Annotated in this window: 14 protein-coding genes and 1 pseudogene; 10 read left to right on the top strand and 5 right to left on the bottom strand. The window is 61.1% G+C overall.

Annotation, left to right across the window (positions count from 1 at the left end; genetic code table 11):
• Positions 1 to 54: 54 nt before the first annotated feature.
• The 3 genes from KW846_RS20340 (at position 55) to KW846_RS20330 (ending at position 3,230) form a co-directional block, all read left to right on the top strand.
• Positions 55 to 1,029 carry an AraC family transcriptional regulator gene (locus KW846_RS20340; RefSeq protein WP_095967115.1) on the top strand — a complete coding sequence of 325 codons (975 nt, stop codon included), beginning with the start codon at positions 55 to 57 and terminating at the stop codon, positions 1,027 to 1,029.
• 96 nt (positions 1,030 to 1,125) lie between these two features.
• Positions 1,126 to 2,232 (top strand): NAD/NADP-dependent octopine/nopaline dehydrogenase family protein, encoded by a 1,107-nt coding sequence (locus KW846_RS20335; RefSeq protein WP_218484672.1) that lies wholly within the window; start codon positions 1,126 to 1,128, stop codon positions 2,230 to 2,232.
• Positions 2,232 to 3,230, top strand: coding sequence for a 3-hydroxybutyryl-CoA dehydrogenase (locus KW846_RS20330; protein WP_218484670.1), 999 nt, complete (start codon positions 2,232 to 2,234; stop codon positions 3,228 to 3,230). Before KW846_RS20335 ends, KW846_RS20330 begins: the two co-directional genes overlap by 1 nt.
• A gap of 64 nt (positions 3,231 to 3,294) precedes the next feature.
• Here KW846_RS20330 and KW846_RS30115 read toward each other — a convergent pair.
• Positions 3,295 to 3,444: pseudogene (locus KW846_RS30115) on the bottom strand (MBL fold metallo-hydrolase); the annotation flags it as partial.
• Between the two features lie 39 nt (positions 3,445 to 3,483).
• A complete protein-coding gene (locus KW846_RS20325; RefSeq protein WP_218484668.1) occupies positions 3,484 to 4,503 on the bottom strand; it encodes an amidohydrolase in 1,020 nt (339 codons plus the stop codon).
• Between the two features lie 341 nt (positions 4,504 to 4,844).
• Between KW846_RS20325 and KW846_RS20320 the strand changes: the two genes are divergently transcribed.
• The 3 genes from KW846_RS20320 to KW846_RS20310 all read left to right on the top strand — a co-directional run bounded on the left by KW846_RS20320 (position 4,845) and on the right by KW846_RS20310 (position 8,843).
• Positions 4,845 to 6,182: an aromatic acid/H+ symport family MFS transporter gene (locus KW846_RS20320; protein WP_218484667.1), complete on the top strand. Its 1,338-nt coding sequence runs from the start codon at positions 4,845 to 4,847 to the stop codon at positions 6,180 to 6,182.
• A gap of 25 nt (positions 6,183 to 6,207) precedes the next feature.
• Positions 6,208 to 7,470: a gallate dioxygenase gene (locus tag KW846_RS20315; RefSeq protein WP_218484665.1), complete on the top strand. Its 1,263-nt coding sequence runs from the start codon at positions 6,208 to 6,210 to the stop codon at positions 7,468 to 7,470.
• A 125-nt stretch (positions 7,471 to 7,595) separates the two neighbouring features.
• Positions 7,596 to 8,843: an OprD family porin gene (locus KW846_RS20310; protein WP_218484664.1), complete on the top strand. Its 1,248-nt coding sequence runs from the start codon at positions 7,596 to 7,598 to the stop codon at positions 8,841 to 8,843.
• Between the two features lie 95 nt (positions 8,844 to 8,938).
• Here KW846_RS20310 and KW846_RS20305 read toward each other — a convergent pair whose 3' ends face one another.
• Positions 8,939 to 10,150, bottom strand: a complete 1,212-nt coding sequence (locus KW846_RS20305) for a LysR family transcriptional regulator (RefSeq protein ID WP_218484661.1) — start codon at positions 10,148 to 10,150, stop codon at positions 8,939 to 8,941.
• Positions 10,151 to 10,307: 157 nt separating this feature from the next.
• Here KW846_RS20305 and galB point away from each other — a divergent pair, with 157 nt between their 5' ends.
• From galB to KW846_RS20290, 3 genes are read left to right on the top strand one after another with little or no spacing between them, the layout of a single operon-like run.
• The gene (galB, locus tag KW846_RS20300) at positions 10,308 to 11,042 is read left to right on the top strand and encodes a 4-oxalmesaconate hydratase (RefSeq protein WP_218484659.1); all 735 of its coding nucleotides are present in this window, start codon (positions 10,308 to 10,310) and stop codon (positions 11,040 to 11,042) included.
• Positions 11,039 to 11,755 carry a 4-carboxy-4-hydroxy-2-oxoadipate aldolase/oxaloacetate decarboxylase gene (locus KW846_RS20295; RefSeq protein ID WP_218484658.1) on the top strand — a complete coding sequence of 239 codons (717 nt, stop codon included), beginning with the start codon at positions 11,039 to 11,041 and terminating at the stop codon, positions 11,753 to 11,755. The genes galB and KW846_RS20295 overlap by 4 nt, the downstream gene beginning before the upstream one ends.
• Before the next feature lie 2 nt (positions 11,756 to 11,757).
• Positions 11,758 to 12,846, top strand: coding sequence for a 4-oxalomesaconate tautomerase (locus tag KW846_RS20290; RefSeq protein WP_218484656.1), 1,089 nt, complete (start codon positions 11,758 to 11,760; stop codon positions 12,844 to 12,846).
• A gap of 66 nt (positions 12,847 to 12,912) precedes the next feature.
• Here the strand turns inward: KW846_RS20290 and KW846_RS20285 are convergent, their stop codons facing one another.
• A complete protein-coding gene (locus KW846_RS20285) occupies positions 12,913 to 14,043 on the bottom strand; it encodes a response regulator (RefSeq protein ID WP_218484654.1) in 1,131 nt (376 codons plus the stop codon).
• Positions 14,040 to 18,902: a response regulator gene (locus tag KW846_RS20280; protein ID WP_218484652.1), complete on the bottom strand. Its 4,863-nt coding sequence runs from the start codon at positions 18,900 to 18,902 to the stop codon at positions 14,040 to 14,042. The genes KW846_RS20285 and KW846_RS20280 overlap by 4 nt, the downstream gene beginning before the upstream one ends.
• Before the next feature lie 349 nt (positions 18,903 to 19,251).
• On the opposite strand from KW846_RS20280, the gene KW846_RS20275 reads away from it, so the two are divergent.
• Positions 19,252 to 19,893, top strand: a complete 642-nt coding sequence (locus tag KW846_RS20275; protein ID WP_007971220.1) for a response regulator transcription factor — start codon at positions 19,252 to 19,254, stop codon at positions 19,891 to 19,893.
• Positions 19,894 to 20,136: the final 243 nt, after the last annotated feature.

The raw sequence follows: 20,136 nt of genomic DNA, 5'->3' as shown, positions 1-20,136 counted from the left end.
TCGCTCCCTTTGAAGGGGGCGGGGCCGAGGTGCTTCAGGACAGGAGAACCCGTGATGTTGAATGATGTACACCTGCTGGAACGGCACAGCCTGCTCAGCTCGGCCGATTACCGCGAGATCAAGGACAAGGTCAGCCAATACCTGTGCCCGCACAGCTTCAACGTGCTGCGTGACGAGCCCATCCACACTCGGCTCAACGGGGTGTTTTTCGGCGATTCGGCGCTGCTCGACCTGCGCTATGGCGCGCCGGTGGAAATCACCATCGGCGACATTGCCGATCAGTACCTGTTCCGCATTACCTTGCAGGGGCACTGCGAAGTGGCCCACGGGCGGCGCAGCGCGGCGATGCAGTCGGGCTACCTGAGCGTTTCCTCGCCGTTCGCGCAAAGCCGCATCGTCACCGATGGCGAGTGCCGCAACCTGATCCTGCGCGTCGACCGTGATGCCCTGGAGACACAATTGCAACGCCTGCTCGGCCGCAGTCTGCGGCAGTCGGTGATCTTTGATGTCAGCGTCGACCACCTGGGCGCGGGCGTCGTCAGCCTCTATCACACCCTGGACTACATCTGCCGGCTGTACGGCAGCGGCGTGGACGGTTCGCGTCTCGCCAGCGGCTTGTCCGAATACCTGATGCAACTGCTGCTCACACAGCTGCCGCACAACTACTCGGCGGACCTGTTGATCGACTCGCGCGCGCCGCTGCCGCACCACGTGAAAAAGGCCCGTGACTACATCGAGGAACACCTCGACGAACCGATCAGCCTGACGACCTTGAGCGAACTGTGTGGCGTCTCGGTGCGCACCCTGCAAAACGGTTTCAACCAGTTCCTTCAGCAGGCACCGGTCGAATACATCCGTGACCGTCGCCTGGCGGTGATCCACGAATCGCTCAAACAGGGCAGGGCCGGTGAAACCGTCACCGATATCCTGTTGCGTCACGGCATCAACAGTTTCGGGCATTTCTCCAGCGCTTATCGGCAACGCTATGGCTGTCTGCCGTCGGACACCCTGCGGCGGCAGAAGCATTGAGACTCCTGCGCAATCCGTCAGTCGGCTGCGCAATCGGATAAGTGCGCGACGGTGCGGCTCGATAGGATCGAGTCACTGATAAAAAGGAGTATCTGCATGAATATTACTGTGCTGGGTGGTGGTCACGGCTGTTACGCCGCTGCTGTCGAAATGGCTGAAAAGGGGTACCCGACCCGCCTGTGGCGTCGAGACTCCACCGCGCTCAAGGAGCTGCTGGCCATCGGCAGCCTGACCATCAAGGACTACAAGGGCACTCGCCAGTTGTCCGTCGGCCAGCAGGGCGACAAGCTGTCGTTCACCGACGACCTGGCCGAAGCCCTGGGCGACGCGCAACTGGTGATCATCCCGCTGCCGTCGACCTCCCACGAAGACCTGGCCAGACATGTTGCGCCGCACCTGCACGACGGTCAGGTGGTGTTCCTGCCGCCGGGCACTTTCGGCAGCTTCGTGTTCGCCAAGGCCATGGCCGATGCGGGTAACCGGAGCAAGGTCGCCTTCGCTGAAACCGGTACGCTGCCGTATCTGGTACGCAAGCATGGCGCCAGCGACCTGGTGATCAGCGGTTACGCCACCCGCCTGCCGACCGGCGTATTCCCCAGCAACCTGTCCGAGCATGCTTTCGCGGTACTACGCGAGGCCTATCCGAGCGTCGAGCCGATTGAAGACGCCCTGAGCGGTGCGCTGATGAACGCAGGCCCGATCATCCATCCGCCGCTGATCATGATGAACGCCGGTCCCCTGGAGCATTTCGAGGCCTGGGACATTCATAACGAAGGTACCCAACCGTCGATCCGCCGCGTGACCAACCAGCTCGATGCCGAGCGCATGGCCGTGCGCGAAGCACTGACCTACGGCGCGCCGCACTTCCCCCTGGCCGACCACTACAACACCACCGAAGGCGATGAGTGGATGTACGGTCGCGGTGCCCATGGCAAGCTGACCGACAGCGGCGACTGGCGCGAAGACATCGACCTGCAGAAGCACCGCTATATGCTTGAAGACACACGCCTGGGCCTGTCTTTCCTGGTGTCCGTCGGCCGCTGGGCCGGTGTGCCGACTCCGGTCGCGCAGGGCCTGCTGAGCATTGCTTCGGTCGTCGCTGCACGGGATCTCTACGCCGAAGGCCGCACCCTGGAAAACCTCGGTCTGGCTACGCTGAGTCGGGCGCAGATGACCGAACTGCTGACCAAGAGCTACAACTGATGAACGCCGCGCTGCCCCAGGTCAGCGTGGTCGGCGCCGGCCGGATGGGCGAGGGCATTGCCCTGGCGTTTATCCATGCGGGCCTGCCGGTCACCCTCATCGATATAAAGGATCGCGCGGAGGATGAGCGACAGGGCTACTTCGAGCGTGTGCGCAACAACATCCGCAGCGAATTGCAGATGCTGGTACGCCTTGGTGTGCTCGAGGGAGATCAGGCGGACATCGCGATAGCCCGGCTGACGGTGCAATCGAAATCCCAGGCCGCGGCGACACTGCCTCAGTGCGACCTGGTGTTCGAAGCGGTGCCGGAGGTCATCGCGGTCAAGCAGGAGACCTTCGCCTGGGTCAGCGAGCATGTCCCGGCGTCGACCATCATCGCCTCGACGACGTCGACGTTTCTCGTCACCGAGTTGAGCGAAATGGTCAGCACGCCTGCGCGCTTCGTGAACGCGCACTGGCTCAATCCCGCATACCTGATGCCGCTGGTGGAAGTCAGCCGCAGCGACGCGACCTGCCCTCAGGTCGTCGAACGGCTGCTGCAACTGCTCAAGCGGATCGGCAAGGTGCCCGTGGTGTGCAATCCGGTGGCTGGCTACATCGTGCCGCGCATTCAGGCGTTGGTGATGAACGAAGCCGCACGGATGGTGGAGGAGGGCGTGGCCAACGCAGAAGATATCGACACCGCAGTGCGCGTCGGTTTCGGGCTGCGCTTCTCGGTGCTGGGCCTGCTTGAATTCATCGACTGGGGCGGCGGCGACATTTTGTACTACGCCTCGCGCTACCTGAGTGGAGCGCTGTCACCGCGCTTCGAATCGCCACAGGTGATCGCCGACAACATGCAAAACGGTCGCAATGGCTTGCGAGATGGCCAAGGTTTCTACGACTACCGTGACATGGACGTGGAAGCCTACAAGCAGCAGCGTCTTGGCGATTTTGTCCGCAAGCTGCAATTGTCGGGGATGACGCCAGCGTTCGATGGCGCCTTGAAGCAGGTCTGAGCCTCAGGGCCCGGATGCCGGGCCCTGACTACACGAGGTTACAGCGGGGGCCTTCGCCATATCGTAGAAATGGCGAACAGCTCGCCGCCGCTTCCTGTAGCAGGCGGACTCGAACGCGAACCAATTCCTTGGGATCGTGCTCGAAGCCGTTGTGTCAGTCGGGATGGTCGAAGGCCACCGGGAACAGGGCGTCACCGGCGAAGGTCAGGCGCTCGCATGCGGCATCAGTTTGATTTATCCGAGACCTTGCGGGTCAGGCACTAAAGCCGAACAGGCGTTTTGGGGTCTCCCACAGTATCTGGTGGCGGTCGCTGGCATTCGGGAACATCTCGCCGAAGTTTGTCAGGACGGTGCCCAACTCCATGTTTTGGTGTGCGCGCAAGAACGGCCAATCCGTGCCCCACATACAGTTTTCGGCAGTGAACGCCTGCAGCAGTGCCAGTTGGTATGGCTTGGCATCGGCAAAGGGGTAACTCTCCCTGGAGTATTGCGACAGCCCGGAGAGTTTGACGAAGGTCCGTCCGTTGCCGGCCAGCGACAGCAATGCCTGGAAAGCCGGCTGCTGCAAGCCGGCGCTGGCATCGGGTCGGCCGGAGTGGTCGATCAGCAGCCGGGACCGTGTGCGCTGCAGCAGCGGCAACAGCGCAAGCAACTGATCGTCCTTGACCTGGATCTGGGCATACAGGTCCAGATCGGCCAAGCGTCCCATCAGGGTGTCGATCTTCAGAAAGCGCTCAGGACCCAGCAGCGCAGCATTGAGCGCCACACCGACGACACCCTGCGCCTTGTACTGCGCGAGCGTCTCGCTGGAGATGTCGTTCGGCACCACGACCACACCTTTATGACGGCCCTTGTTACGAGCCAGCGTGTCCAGGAGACAACGGTTGTCGTAGCCATAGGCAGAGGTCGGCTGCACGATCACTGAATGGCGTATCCCATAGGCCTGCATGACCTGCTCGTAATACGCCGCGGGGCCGACCTCAGGGCCTGCCGGCTGGTAGGTAGAGTCAGCCGGATAAGGGTATTGGACAGGGTCGATCACATGATGGTGGCAATCGATCTTGGGTTGCGACAGCAGACTGAGTAGTTGGGGGTCCATAACCGTACCAGGCGATTGATCGGTGCCTTCATTGTCTGCGCGCTGCGTGGTGCTGTTGCGGGAGGCCTGGCTCAGGACCGGCATGCCAAGCGCGGCGCTGGCGCTGAGCACGACGGAGCCTTTCTTGAGCAGCGAGCGGCGGGACAAGCCCGTGTCATCGAGATGTGTGGTCATGTTCAAACCCTTGTTTTTAGTGTGTGCAGCTACAGAGCGTCCATCACTGCAACCGCCGTCAAGGCAGTTACGTCGACCTTAGAACAAGCGCTTCCCAAGCGTCCTCTGTGAAGTCGTTAAGCAGGTATCGGTTTTAGTTATGGGCATTTCCATATGACTGGGCTCCTGCGCGTTTCAAATCATCCGATAAGAAAAACAGATACCCGTTTAAGGATTTCCCAGAGGCGGTGCAGACGACTGCGGCTTTAAAGTCACGCCCAGCGTTCGGCTGTCGGGCGGCCTCTGGCCTGCAGCGATCTCCAGGCCGTTCGCTATCTCTACAAAAATAAGAAGGTGAAAACATGAGTCACGAAACGGTCGACATCAAGGCGTGGATCGACAACCGACCGGTTGCCGGGTACCAGTGGCTCATCATGAGCCTGTGCTTCTTCATTGTTCTATTCGATGGGCTGGATGTGGCGGTCATGGGTTTTATCGCGCCTTCACTGATTCAGGAGTGGGGGTTGTCCAAAGCGGCATTTGGCCCGGTCATGAGTGCCGGGATGATCGGGCTCGCCATCGGCGCCCTGACCGCCGGCCCTTACGCTGATCGTGTGGGGCGCAAGAAAGTGCTGCTGTTGGCGGTGACAGGGTTCAGTGTACTGAGCCTGGCGTGTGCGTTTGCGCGCAACCCCTATGAGCTGGCGGCCTTGCGGCTATTGACCGGTGTGGCCCTGGGCGCCGCGATGCCCAACACCACCACGCTGCTTGCCGAATACCTGCCGGAGCGCAATCGTTCGCTGTTCATCACCATCATGTTTACCGGGTTCAACATGGGGTCGGGGCTGGGTGGCTTGTTGGCAGCCTGGCTGATTCCCCTGTACGGCTGGAAATCGGTGTTGCTCGCCGGTGGCATTCTGCCAATGGTGCTGCTGCCTTTCCTCTGGCTGTTGCTGCCCGAGTCCGCGCGTTTCCTGGCAGCGCGCAATGCGCCGGCTGCCCAGATCGCCAAAGTATTGAACAAGCTGGGGGGCAAATTTTCGCCAACCACGAATTTCACCCTCGCCGAACCCCAGGCCCAGCACAAGGCGCCGGTGCGCATGCTGTTCACCGAACGTTATCGGGCCGGCACCCTGGCGCTGTGGTTGACCTATTTCATGGGCCTGCTGGTGATCTACCTGACCATGGGCTGGATGCCGACCCTGTTGCGCGAAGGCGGTCTGTCCATCGAGCGCGCTGCCACCATCACCGGCCTGTTCCAGATCGGCGGTACGGTCGGGGCGATCGTGGTGGGCTGGATCATGGACCGACGCAATCCGAACGGCGTGATCGCCACCTCCTATGCACTAGGTGGTGTGTTTATCCTGCTGCTGGGGGCCTTCAGCCTGGAGTCGAGCCTGCTGGCGCTTGGCGTGATTGCCGCCGGTTTCTGCATGAGCGGCGCGCAGACGGGCCTCAACGCGTTTGCCCCGGGTTACTACCCGACGGATTTCCGTGCCACAGGCGTGAGCTGGATGCTCGGCATCGGTCGTTTCGGCGGTATCTTTGGCTCTCTCATCGGTGGTGCGGTGCTCAGTCTCGGATTGGGCCTGCCGTTGCTGTTCGCACTGTTGAGCGTGCCGGCCTTCATCGCCGCCCTGGCGATCCTGGCCAACGGTCTTGCACGGCGCCGGGTCAACCGGGCGCTGCTGGCGCAATAAACTTTTTCGAACACAGGAACTCATCATGGCACGCATCATCGGTGGCCTCGCTGTCTCCCATACACCTACCATCGGCTTCGCTGTCGATCACGATAAACAGAATGAAGCGGCCTGGGCGCCGATTTTTGAAGGCTTCGAACCGATCAAGGTGTGGTTGAAGGAGCAACAGCCGGATGTGCTGTTCTACATCTTCAATGACCATGTGACGTCGTTTTTCTTCGACCACTATGGCGCGTTCTCCCTCGGTGTCGATGAGCGTTACGAGGTCGCCGACGAAGGCGGCAATCCACGCTCGCTGCCCGCAGTGGGCGGGCATGCCGCGCTGTCGCGGCACATTGGACAAAGCCTGATGGCCGATGAGTTCGACATGAGCTTCTTCCGCGACAAGCCGCTGGACCACGGGTTTTTCTCGCCGATGTCGGCGCTGTTGCCCTGTGACCCGGCGTGGCCGGTGCAAATCGTGCCGCTGCAGGTGGGGGTGTTGCAGTTCCCGATCCCCAGTGCATTGCGCTGCTACAAGTTGGGCCAGGCCCTGCGCCGGGCGATTGAAAGCTATCCCGAAGACCTGAAGGTAGCCATTGTCGCCACCGGTGGCGTGTCCCATCAGGTGCATGGCGAGCGTTGCGGTTTCAACAACCCGCAGTGGGATGAGCAGTTCATCGATTTGCTGGTCAACGACCCGCAGCGCCTGACCGAGATGACCCACGCCGAATATGCCACCCTGGGCGGGATGGAAGGCTCGGAGGTGATCACCTGGCTGATCATGCGTGGTGCATTGTCGGCCACGGTGAAAAATCTGCATCAGGACTATTACCTGCCATCCATGACCGGTATCGCGACCCTGTTGCTGGAAAACCAGGACCGTGCGGTGCCTGTCGAGGTCAATGCACACCACCTGCAGCATATGCAGCACCAGTTGGCCGGCATTGAAAAACTCGAGGGCACCTATCCATTCACCCTGGAGCGCAGCGCCAAGGGGTATCGCCTGAACAAGTTCCTGCATCGCATGATCGAGCCGCAGTGGCGCCAGCGTTTTCTCGAGGCGCCGGAAGCGTTGTTCGACGAAGGGGGCCTTAGCGACGAAGAACGGGATCTGTTGCGCCGCCGTGACTGGCGCGGGCTGATCCAGTACGGGGCGATCTTCTTCGTGCTGGAGAAACTCGCGGCGGTACTCGGGATCCCCAACTTGCAGGTCTATGCCGCCATGCGTGGACAGAGCCTGGAAGCCTTCATGAAAACCCGAAACCAGCAGGTGCTCTACTCGGTGGCGGGCAAAGGCCCACGCTGATTTCTAGCGGTTAGTGCAGCGGCTCGTCCCGGGCCGCTATCCATTCTTTTCCTTCTTGATCCTGCTGTGCCCGGTTATGGCGGGCGCAGGGCATTTCCTTACCCGAAAATCGGAAAACAATAACAATGAAAAATACCGTTGATCACCGATTCGTCTGTTCCCTGGCTGTTGTCTGTGGACTCCCGCTGCAAGCGTCCGCTGCAGGTTTCGTCGAAGATGCCAGCGCCAACCTGAACCTGCGCAACTTCTACATCAACCGCAACTTCACCAACCCGGCCTACCCGCAAGGCAAGGCCGAAGAGTGGACCCAGAATTTCATTCTCGACGTCCGCTCCGGCTTTACCCAAGGCCCGGTGGGCTTCGGGGTGGATGCGCTGGGGCTCTACTCGGTCAAGCTCGATGGCGGCAAGGGCACCGGCGGCACTCAGCTGTTGCCGATCCATGGCGATGGGCGTCCCGCCGATGATTTCGGTCGCCTGGCAGTGGCCGGGAAAATGAAAGTGAGCAAGACCGAACTGAAGGTCGGGGAGTGGATGCCGGTGCTGCCGATCCTGCGTTCCGACGACGGTCGCTCGTTGCCGCAAACCTTTCGTGGGGGGCAGGTCACTTCGCAAGAGATCGACGGCGTGACCCTATACGGCGGACAGTTCCGGCAGAACAGTCCACGCAACGATGCGAGCATGGAAGACATGTTCATGCAGGGCAAGACTGCGTTCACCTCTGATCGCTTCAACTTCGTCGGCGGCGAATACAGTTTCAACGACAAACGCACGTTGATCGGGCTGTGGAATGCCGAGCTCAAGGACATCTATCAGCAGCAATACCTGCAGTTGGTCCACAGTCAGCCCATGGGTGACTGGACGCTGGGCGCCAACCTCGGCTACTTCCGGGGCAGTGAAGATGGCAGTGCCCGTGCCGGCGACCTGGACAACCGTACCGTCTCGGCGCTGCTATCGGCCCGGCATGGCGGCAGCACGTTCTACGTCGGCCTGCAAAAACTCACGGGTGATGATGCCTGGATGCGGGTCAATGGCACCAGCGGCGGCACACTGGCCAACGACAGCTACAACAGCAGCTACGACAACGCCCGGGAAAAATCCTGGCAGGTGCGTCACGACTACAACTTTGTCGCCCTCGGCGTCCCCGGCCTGACCCTGATGAACCGCTACATCAGCGGCGATAACGTGCACACCGGCGCGATCACCGACGGCAAGGAGTGGGGGCGTGAGTCAGAACTGGCCTACACGGTGCAGAGCGGTCCGCTTAAAAGCCTCAACGTCAAATGGCGCAACTCGAGTATTCGCAAGAGCTTCAGCAGCAATGAGTTCGATGAGAACCGGGTGATCGTCAGCTATCCGATCAGCCTGCTGTAAAATCAAAAGATCGCAGCCTTCGGCAGCGCCTACCAATATTCACATATCCCTGTAGGAGCTGCCGAAGGCTGCGATCTTTTTTTGAAGCCGTTACCTCATTCCTGCGCTGCCTGCTCGCGGATCACCCGGCGAATCATGTCCATCAGGGCCTGGGCCACCGGGGAGTGCAGGCAGCCATTGCGATAAGTCAGACCGATAGCCCGGGTGGTCTGGTTCAGTTCCAGGGGCAGGATGCACAACTCGCCCGAGGCGATCTCCTGTTCCAGTTGATGGGCGGACACGGCGGCGAGCATGTCCGAACGCAACAACAGGCCGCGAATGATCGCCATGTCGCCGCTTTCCACTACAGGCCGGGGCGGCGCAATGCCGAACCGGGCGAAACATTCATCGAGCATTTGCCGGGCCGGCGAGCCGGCGCGAGGCAGCACCCATCGGGCGGCGCCCAGTTCATCGTGCGCCACGGCTGTCGAACAGAGCGGGTGACCGTGCCGCGCCAATACCACCATGTCTTCCGTGAGCAGTGCTTCGCCGGCCAGGTCGCTGGCGTAGGCCTCCGGGCGCAGGGCACCAAAGACGAAATCGACGTCACCTGCACGCAGCTCTGTGGCCAGCAGATCAAACGGACTTTCGTTGGTGATCACCTGGATGCCCGGGTGTTCGGCCATCATGCGTACCATGGCTTCGGGCAATATTCGGGTGCGGCCCAAGGGCAGGGCGCCGACTTGCACCACGCCGTGCAAGGTGCCGTGCAGAGCGGTGATATCGGTCTCGATGTGGCGCAATTCGTTCAGCGCACGGCGGATCGCAAAGAGGATTTCGTGGCTGGCGCGGGTGGGCTGCAACCCGCGAGGCGTGCGCTCGAACAGCGGTTGGCCGCACCCGCTTTCCATCACCTTGATGGTCGAGCTGATGGCCGGCTGGCTCAGGCCAAGCAGGCTGGCGACGGTCTGCATGTGCCGGGTTTCGCAGAGTTTGACGAACACTTGCAGGCGCCGGGCCTGGAACAGGTACAGCGGCTCGACCGCTCGTTTATCCCCGGCACCCAGCAGCCGCGGCACGCTGTCCAGCTCCGCCAGCACACGACGAGCCCGCGGCAGCAAGCGCTCACCAAAATCGGTCAGGCGCATACCGTTGGCGTGGCGTTCGAACAGTGGCACGTCGAGCCGCGCTTCCAGCTCGGAGATCGACCGGGTCACCACCGATTGAGCGCGGTACAGCGCCACAGAGGCCCTGGAAACACTCCCGTGATCGGCCACCCGGACGAAGGCGCGGACGTGCATCAGGCTGGGCAGTTCTGTGGCTTCCATGGTGCGTGGGCTCTGCAAATAGTCATTTCGGTTGGACTATGCCGTTGCCCTGATCGAGTGGCAATAAAAAAAACGCATACCTGCAACACTTCAACGCATTACTCCTGGGACGGGCCGCGATGCGATGCTCGTTGGAAACGCAGGAGGAGTATCCGCAATGATCGATTCACCGAAAAACGCGCTGGTCGTCAGCGCCCATTCTGCCGATTTCGTCTGGCGCGCGGGCGGTGCCATCGCGCTGCATGCGCAACAGGGCTATGCCGTGCACATCGTCTGCCTGTCCTTCGGCGAGCGCGGTGAGTCCGCCAAGCTGTGGCGCAAGGGCCAGATGAGCGAAGAGAAAGTCAAAACCGCACGGCGTGAAGAGGCCCAGGCTGCGGCCGATATCCTGGGGGCCAGCGTTGAGTTCTTCGACATCGGCGATTACCCGATGCGCGCCGACAAGGACACCCTGTTTCGCCTGGCGGATGTGTTTCGTCGCGTCCAGCCCGAGTTCGTCCTCAGCCACTCGGTGAAAGACCCTTACAACTACGATCACCCGCTGGCCATGAACCTGACGCAAGAGGCCCGCATCATCGCCCAGGCCGAAGGCTACAGGCCGGGGGAGAAAATTGTCGGTGCGCCGCCGGTCTACAGCTTCGAGCCGCACCAGCCCGAGCAATGCGAATGGCGCCCCGATGTGTTGCTGGACATCACTTCGGTCTGGGACAAGAAGTACGCGGCCATCCAGTGCATGGCCGGTCAGGAACACCTCTGGGAGTACTACACTCGCGTCGCCCTGCAACGCGGTGTGCAGGCCAAGCGCAACGTTGGCATCACCTCCAGCCGCGACATCGTTTATGGCGAGGGCTACCAGAGCATCTTTCCCCGCGTGACGGAGAACCTGGCATGAGCGAACTGATCGGAAAAACCGGTGTTGTCGTGCGCAACATCCCCAGGGCCGAGCAGGCCCTGGTCGATGAACTGGGGCGCTTCGGCGTCGCGACCATCCACGAGTCCCAGGGGCGAAAAGGCCTGCTGACGTCTTCGATTACCCCGATTCAACGAGGAACGGTTGTTTGCGGCTCGGCCGTCACGGTGCTGGTTGCACCGGGCGATAACTGGATGTTCCATGTGGCGGTGGAGCAGTGCCGCCCCGGGGATATTCTGCTGGTTGCCCCCAGCTCGCCGTGCACCGACGGCTACTTTGGCGACCTGCTCGCCACTTCGCTCAAGGCCCACGGCGTGCGTGCCCTGGTGATCGATGCCGGGGTGCGTGACACCCATACCTTGCGCGAGATGGGCTTCCCGGTCTGGTCCCGTGCCATCAGTGCCCAGGGCACCATCAAGGAGACCCTCGGTTCGGTCAACCTGCCGCTGGTGTGCGGCGGTCAATTGGTCAACCCGGGCGACGTGGTGGTCGCCGACGACGATGGCGTGGTCATCGTGCGTCGGGGCGAGGTCGCGCAAGTTGTCGAAGCCAGTCGTGCCCGCGCCGACCTGGAAGAGCAGAAGGCCTTGCGCCTGGCCAGGGGCGAGTTGGGGCTGGACATCTACAACATGCGCCCACGGCTCGCGGAAAAGGGCCTGCGCTATGTCGACAGCCTCGATGAACTCGGAGACTGAACATGGGCCAGACACGTATTCCTTGCCTGTTGATGCGCGGTGGGACGTCGAAAGGCGTCTACTTCCTGGCCCGCGACTTGCCCGACGAGCAAGCGCTTCGAGACCGCGTATTGCTGGCGGTCATGGGCTCGCCGGATGCGCGGCAAATCGATGGCATCGGTGGCGGCGACTCGCTGACCAGCAAGGTGGCGATCATCAAGCCTTCCGCGCGCGCCGACGCCGACGTGGACTACCTGTTCGCACAGGTACTGGTCGATGAACCGCGGGTCGATTATGGCCAGAACTGCGGCAACATTCTTGCCGGTGTCGGCCCCTTCGCCATTGAGCGCGCACTGGTGGCCGCGACGGGTGATATAACGCCGGTGCGCATTTTCATGGAGAACACCGGGCAGATCGCGATTGCTCATGTGCCCACACCGAACGGCACCGTGCGCTACTCCGGCGAAGCACGCATTGACGGGGTGCCGGGCTGCGCTGCGCCGTTGGTCGTTGAGTTCAAGGACATCGCCGGTTCCAGTTGTGGTGCGTTGCTGCCGACAGGCAACGTGGTCGATTTGTTCGACGGCGTTGAAGTCACCTGTGTCGACAACGGTATGCCGGTGGTGCTGATCCGCGCAGAAGACCTCGGCCTCAGCGGTCATGAACGCCCTGAACAACTGGATGCCGACAGCGCAATCAAGGCCAGACTCGAATCGATCCGGTTGCAGGCCGGCCCACCCATGAACCTTGGGGATGTCAGCCAACGCAATGTGCCCAAGATGTGCCTGATTGCACCCGCGCAAGCGGGTGGAGCACTGAGCACCCGGACCTTCATCCCCCATCGCTGCCACACCAGCGTCGGCGTGTTCGGTGCGGTGAGCGTGGCGGTTGCCTGCTTGATCGAGGGCAGCGTGGCGGCAGGCGTGGCGTGTGTCGGTGGGGGCGACATCAGGCAACTCTCGGTTGAACACCCCACGGGAGAGTTCACCGTAGAGCTGCGCTTCGAACATGATCGTTTAACGAGTTGCGGCCTGATGAGAACGGCCCGATTGTTACTGGACGGGGCTGTATGTGTCCCACGAACGCTATGGGCAGGCAAGCAGGGCGATTAAGCGGTGTGTACAAGGGCTCCCGTAGAATCAGGCGCTTTGACTGCAAAGCCCCGAACGCCATCCAGCTCAGTCGATGGGCAGCGATATGCTCAATTTCGTGCCTTTGTCCGGTGCGCTGTCGATCGTGAACTCCCCACCCAGCATGCTGATGCGCTCCTTCATGCCCACCAGCCCGAACGAGTTCAGTTTTTTGCGATCCGTCATGCCCACGCCGTTGTCCTTGATCTGCAGGTAAAGCCGGCGACCCTCCCTGGAGAGTTCGATGTGCACCTGTGTCGCTTGCGCGTGTCGGGCAATATTCGACAGTGATTCCTGCACGATGCGAAACAGCGTCGTGGCGGATTTTTCATTCAGGTCGCAGCGGAAATTTTCGTCTTTGGCCGACATCGTGCATTCGATCCCGCTGCGCTGCCGGAACTCTTCAAGTTGCCACTCGATCGCGGCCTGCAATCCCAGGTCGAGTACGGGTGGCCGAAGATCATTGATGATACTGCGCACACTGCGGATGGCTGTATCGAGGTGATGCAGTGCATCGCTGGCCTTTTCGTTGAGCCTGGGGTGCATGGCACCGGTGCGCGCCTGCAGCATGGAGACATCGATGCGCAACGCCAGCAGACTCTGTCCCAGCTCGTCGTGGATGTCGCGAGCGATGCGCTTTCGCTCTTCTTCCTTGAGGTGCTCCTGATAGGAGGCCAGTTCACGCAGCTGCCGCTTCGATTGCAGCAATTCTTCGGTCTGCATCGTCAGTTTGCGCTGCAAGTAGAACAGGTCGACAAACACCTGGATCTTGGCGCGAAGCACTTCGGCCACAATCGGCGAGAAGATGTAATCCACGGCGCCGGACGTATAGCCGCGGAAGCGCTCGGAATCCGTGTCGGCCTCCGCGGTGACGAAGATAATGGGCGTATGGGCCGACTTCGGGCGGCCGTGAATGAGTGCAGCGGTTTCAAAACCGTCCATCGCCGGCATTTTCACGTCGAGCAGAATGACGGCGAAGTCGCGCTGCAATAGCAGGCGCAGCGCCTCGCGTCCGGACGTCGCCGTGGCGACATCGAGGCCCATGTCGGTAATCACCGCGGCGAGCGCCGTGAGCTTGGCGGGATTGTCATCCACCAGCAACACGGAGGCTGGCACGCCATCCGGCGGGGCAGGGTGCCGCACCTGGGTGTTCTCTTTGAATACCGGAGGTTGCTTCATCGATAGAGCCATTTGCGCATCAGTGACAGCAGCTGGTCGGTATCCACCGGCTTGCTGACATAGTCCGAGGCGCCTGCCTCGATGCACTTTTCACGGTCACCCATCATCGCCTTGGCCGTCAGCGCAATCATGGGCAGGGCTTCAAATCGCTTGAAGGTACGGATCTGGCGCATGGTTTCAAAGCCATCCATCTCGGGCATCATGATGTCCATCAGCACGATGTCGGTATCGGGCTGCTGTTGCAGCAGTTCTATGGCGGTCCGGCCGTTTTCGGCCGTGGCCACCTGCATGTTGTTGCTCTCGAGCACGCTGGTCAGGGCAAAGATATTGCGCACGTCGTCGTCGACCACCAGGGCCTTTTTACCCTCGAGGCTGTCCGACCCCTCATAGAGTTTTTCCAGCATCCTGCGTTGGGTCTGCGACAGCCTGTCGACGACACGGTGTAGAAACAGTGCGGTTTCGTCGAGTATGCGCTCGGGAGACTGAACGGCCTTGATCACGCCCGTGCCCAGCAGTGTCCTGAAACGCTCGTGTTGCGGCTTGGTCAGTGTCTCTGCACCGTAGACCACAATCGGCAACTCACGCATGGCCTGGTCTTGCTGCAACGCCTCGAGGAGCTTGATGCCGGATGCGTCGGGCAGTTCGAGATGGATTGCCATGCAGTCGTAGCGTTTCTTTGCCAGTTTCTTCAAGGCTTCGGCGCCGCTGGCGGTCGTTTCGATCTTCACGTCGGTGTTGCCGAGCAGATCGAGGATGCGGGCGCGGTTCGTTTCGTCGCCGTCGATCAGCAGCAGGCTCCTGGTGTTGCGCCCTGCGAATGCGACGATGCCGACCAGCGCATGTTGAATCTCGTCGGCGGTGACCGGCTTGAGCAGATAGTCGTAAGCGCCATAGCGCAGCCCGCGTGTGCGGTCGTCGGTGTTCGAGATGATCTGGACCGGGATGTGACGCGTGGCGAAATTTCCCTTCAACTGCTCGAGCAGCAACCAGCCATCGATGTCCGTCAGGCCCGGGTCCAGCGTGATCGCGGCGGGTTTGAAGCGCTCGACCAGCTCCAGTGCATCCGCGCCACGGGTCGTGACGATAGCCCTGAACCCCTTCTGGTGCGCGGCCTCGAGCAGGATGCCGGCGAATCGGGCGTCGCCCTCGAGCATCAGCAGCACCTGGTCGCCGGGTTGGACCGACTCGCGGTCGTCCAGTATCTGTGCAGTCGGGCCTGACAGGAGGTCGCGCCTGACTTGGCCAGGTGCTGTCTCTGTCGCGGGTTCGTCCAGCGTCTGACGCTGGGCGTCCTGTGTACGCAAGGGCACGTACAGCGCGAAAGTACTGCCCTTGCCGATCTCACCGGGGATCAGCCGCAGCTCACCGCCCAACCGGTGTGCGAGCTCGCGGCTGATCGACAGGCCGAGGCCGGTGCCGCCGTATTTTCGTGAGGTTCCGGTATCGGCTTGCTGGAACGCCTCGAAGATCAGCTTCTGCTTGCCGGCCGATACGCCGATGCCGGTGTCGGTGACCACGAAGGCGACCACCGCATCGGCGCGATTCAGTTCGCTGTGATCCACACTCCACCCGGACACAACGGGCTCGATGCTGATCTTGACGCTGCCTTGCTCAGTGAACTTGAAGGCGTTGGACAGCAGGTTCTTGACCACCTGCAGCAGGCGCTTTTCGTCGGTCCACAAGACGGGGGGCAGGGTAGGTGCCAGTTCAATCGTGAAGGTCAGGCCCCGGCTTTCGGCGACCGGCCGGAAGGTGCGTTCGATCTGGTCGTGCAGATCGGCGAACAGCGCTTCATTCAAATCCAGTGTGACCGTACCCGACTCGATCTTGGACAGGTAGAGAATCTCGTCGATCAGCTCCAGCAGGTCTTTGCCCGCGCTGCGGATGGTCTTGGCATATTCGACCTGCCTGGGGGTGAGATTGTGTTCCGCGTTGTCGCTGAGCTGCCGGGCCAGGATCAGCAAGCTGTTCAAGGGCGTTCTGAGTTCATGGGACATGCTGGAGAGGAATTCGGACTTGTACTTCGAGGTCAGCGTCAGCTGCTCCGCCTTCTCTTCCAGCGACAGCTTGGTGATTTCGACTTCGCGGTTCTTGCGCTCGACTTCGGCTTTCTGCTCCGCCAGCAGTCCGGCCTTGTCCTCCAGCTCCTCGTTGGTCTGTCTCAATTCCTCCTGTTGCCTTTGCAGCTCGTGCGCCAGCGATTGCGACTGCTTGAGCAGTTCTTCGGTACGCATATTGGCTTCGATCGTGTTGAGCACGATACCGATCGATTCGGCCAACTGATCAAGGAAGGTTTGATGAATGATGCTGTAGCGCGTGAACGAAGCCATTTCGACGACGGCCTTGACCTTGTTCTCGAACAGGATCGGCAACACGATGATATTCAGCGGGGCGGCAGCACCCAGTCCCGATGAAATCGCGACGTAATTGGCCGGTACATCGGTCAGCAGGATGCGCCGCTTCTCGTAGGCGCATTGCCCGACCAGGCCCTCGCCGAGCCGCCACTCATCGTTCACATTGATGTTGCCCTTGTACGCATAGGCGGACAGCAGTTTGAGTTTCGCCGGATCCGGCGGGTTCTCGTCCATCATGTAGAACACACCGTGCTGGGCATTGATCAGCGGAGCCAGTTCAGACAGCACCATCTTGGAGACTGCCGCCAGATCACGCTGGCCCTGCAGCAGGCGGTTGAATTTCGCCAGATTGCTCTTGAGCCAGTCCTGCTCCGCGTTTTGCCGCGTGGTTTCGCGCAGGTTGCGGATCATCTCGTTGACGTTGTCCTTGAGTTCCGCCACTTCACCCTTGGCTTCCACCTCCACGTAACGGGTCAGGTCGCCCTTGGTCACGGCCGTCGCTACATCGGCAATTGCGCGCACCTGGTTGGTCAGGTTGGCCGCCAGACCGTTGACGTTGTCAGTCAGGTCGCGCCAGGTGCCGGCAGCACCCGGCACGTTGGCCTGGCCCCCCAGCTTGCCCTCGACGCCCACTTCACGCGCCACTGAGGTCACCTGGTCGGAGAACAGCGCCAGCGTATCGGTCATACCGTTGATAGTGTCGGCCAGTTCGGCGATCTCACCCTTGGCTTCCAGTGTCAGCTTCTTCTTCATGTCACCGTTGGCCACGGCGGTCACCACTTTCGCGATGCCTCGCACCTGGCTGGTCAGGTTGGCCGCCATGAAGTTCACGTTTTCGGTCAGGTCCCTCCAGGTGCCGGACACGCCTTGCACCTGTGCCTGCCCGCCGAGCTTGCCTTCGGTGCCGACTTCGCGCGCCACCCGCGTCACTTCGGCGGCAAAGCTGTTGAGCTGGTCCACCATGGTGTTGATGGTGTTCTTCAGCTCCATGATTTCGCCCTTGGCTTCCACGGTGATCTTGCGCCCCAGGTTGCCCTTGGCCACCGCCGTCGTCACGTCGGCGATGTTGCGCACCTGGTTGGTCAGGTTGGCCGCCATGCTGTTGACCGAGTCGGTCAAGTCCTTCCAGGTGCCACCGACGCCCGTCACCTTGGCCTGGCCGCCGAGTTTGCCGTCAGTCCCCACCTCGCGAGCCATGCGCGTCACTTCGTCGGCAAAGGTCGAGAGCTGATCCACCATGGTGTTGATGGTTTCCTTGAGCTGGAGAATTTCACCTTTGGCTTCGGCTGTGATCTTGCGCGACAGGTCGCCGTTGGCCACTGCCGTCGTCACGTCGGCAATGTTGCGCACCTGGGTGGTCAGGTTGGCCGCCATGCCGTTGACCGAATTGGTCAAGTCTTTCCAGGTACCGGATACGCCGGTCACTTCGGCCTGTCCGCCCAGCTTGCCTTCGGTACCGACTTCCAGCGCGACTCGTGTCACCTCCGAGGCGAAGCTGGAGAGCTGGTCGACCATGGTGTTGATTGTGTTTTTCAGTTCAAGAATCTCGCCCTTGGCTTCAACAGTGATTTTCTTGCCGAGGTCGCCGCGTGCCACCGCCGTCGTCACCTGGGCGAGGTTGCGCACCTGGGTGGTCAGGTTGGCCGCCATGCCATTGACCGATTCGGTCAGGTCGCGCCAGGTGCCTGAGACGCCGCGGACTTCCGCCTGACCGCCCAGCTTGCCTTCGGTACCGACTTCCAGCGCCACGCGGGTCACCTCCGCCGCGAAACTCGAGAGCTGGCCGACCATGGTGTTGATGGTGTTTTTCAGTTCGAGAATCTCACCCCGGGCTTCGACGGTAATCGTCTTGCCCAGATCGCCTTTGGCCACTGCCGTGGTCACGTAAGCGATGTTGCGCATCTGGGTGGTCAGGTTGGCGGCCATGTCGTTGACGGAGTCGGTCAGGTCTTTCCAGGTGCCGGACACCCCTTTGACATTGGCCTGCCCACCGAGAATCCCCTCAGTGCCGACTTCCCGCGCCACGCGGGTGACCTCGGAGGCGAAGGAACCCAGGCGCGTCACCATGGTGTTGACGATCTCGGCGGACTTGAGGAACTGGCCCCGCAGTTTCAGGCCGTCGAGTACCGGCGGTACCTGCTGGCTCAGATTGCCCTCGGCCACTGAACCGACCACACGAATGATCTCGTTCATCGGGCTGATGAGGTCGCTGGTGAGCGCATTGCTGGAGTTGACGATCTTTTGCCACGAGCCTTTCATCATCGGCAATTGGATACGCTCGTCGACCTTGCCCTGCTTGCCGATCAGTTGCGCCACGCGTTCGAATTCGGTGGTGGTCTCGGCCGCCATGTCGATGATCTCGTTGAGCGTGTCGGCGATCTTGCCCGGCATGCCGGTCCAGTCTTCCGGCATACGCGTGGTGAAGTCACCTTTGCGCAACGATTTCAGCGCTGCCAGCAATGTCTTCATGTCCAATACTTCGATCGGTGTCGTCACTGTGGCCATGTCTGTGTCCAGTCAAAATGGATGCCGCAGGCAAGGCATCAACCCTTGCCGCAGGAGCCGGCTTCGCAGTGTTTACCCTGTCGAACACTGAGCGCTGGCTTACGAAATACTAGCAAGGTTGGCGCAATGCCCCGGATCCTGGGGGGAATTGTCATCTTGCAGTGCAATCCCGACCTGCTAACGTAGAACCCGGCAGCAGATTCCCTGGCTTGCTGGCCACTGGCCGCAGGATGAGTGTGGAAAAGCATGAGCGCGCGCCTTTGTGTCGAAGGGGCCGGCGGGTTCGACATCATCTGTACATCGAGACACGATACGGCCGGGGCCTTGCGGGTGCGAATGGAAAAGACCGATGACTGACCACAAAATCAGAGTCTTGCTGGTGGATGATCACAGCATCGTGCGAAGCGGCGTGCGACGCATGCTGGAGACAGCCGGCGAGATCGACGTAACGGGTGAAGCCGAGACGGCACAAGACGCCATGCTCCTGGTCCGCGAGCAGGAGTTCGACGTGGCGCTGGTCGATATTCAGCTTCCCGACAAGAACGGCCTCGAACTCCTCAAACTCATGCGTGCGCACAAACCCAAACTCGCCGTTCTGATGTTGAGCATGCATTCGGTCGAGGCCTATGCGTTACGCGCAATCAAGCACGGCGCAGCGGGATACCTCACCAAGGATATTTCCGCAGCCACTCTGGTGGCGGCCGTTCGCAAGGTGGCTTCAGGCGGCAAGCATGTCAGCCCTGAGCTGGCAGAAAAACTGGTCAACGCTATCGGCAGAGGCGACGAGGCACCCCACGAAGCGCTCTCCGACCGGGAGCTTGAAGTACTGAAGCTCCTCGCTGCAGGCGAAAGAATTGTGCGCATCGCCGAGATACTGCACTTGAGTCCGAGTACCGTCACGACGTACCGGGCACGCATCCTGGAAAAAACCGGGATGGACAGCAACGCGAAACTGGCCCGCTATGCACTTGAAAACGGCTTGTTAACCTAGGGTGACTGCTTGTAGTTGAACCACTACAAGCTTCTGGTCGATATATCCACAAAGAACTCCTGCTAACGTCGATAGCGGGGGGCGTCCCAATCAAGCATATTTACCCCTCGGAAAATTTCGGTCCGCGCAATGGAGTTGTCTTCGTCAACGAGTCAGAAAAGACTCCGCAAGGGAGATTCACAAGTTGAGTTCTGAGTGCACGCTGCATTCATGTTGAATCAACGTTCAAACTGGAGGGCATCG

This window comes from Pseudomonas sp. PDM32 (assembly GCF_019219225.1).
In the GTDB taxonomy this organism is placed as follows: domain Bacteria; phylum Pseudomonadota; class Gammaproteobacteria; order Pseudomonadales; family Pseudomonadaceae; genus Aquipseudomonas; species Aquipseudomonas laurylsulfatiphila.
This window is presented reverse-complemented; position numbering and strand designations above follow the sequence as displayed.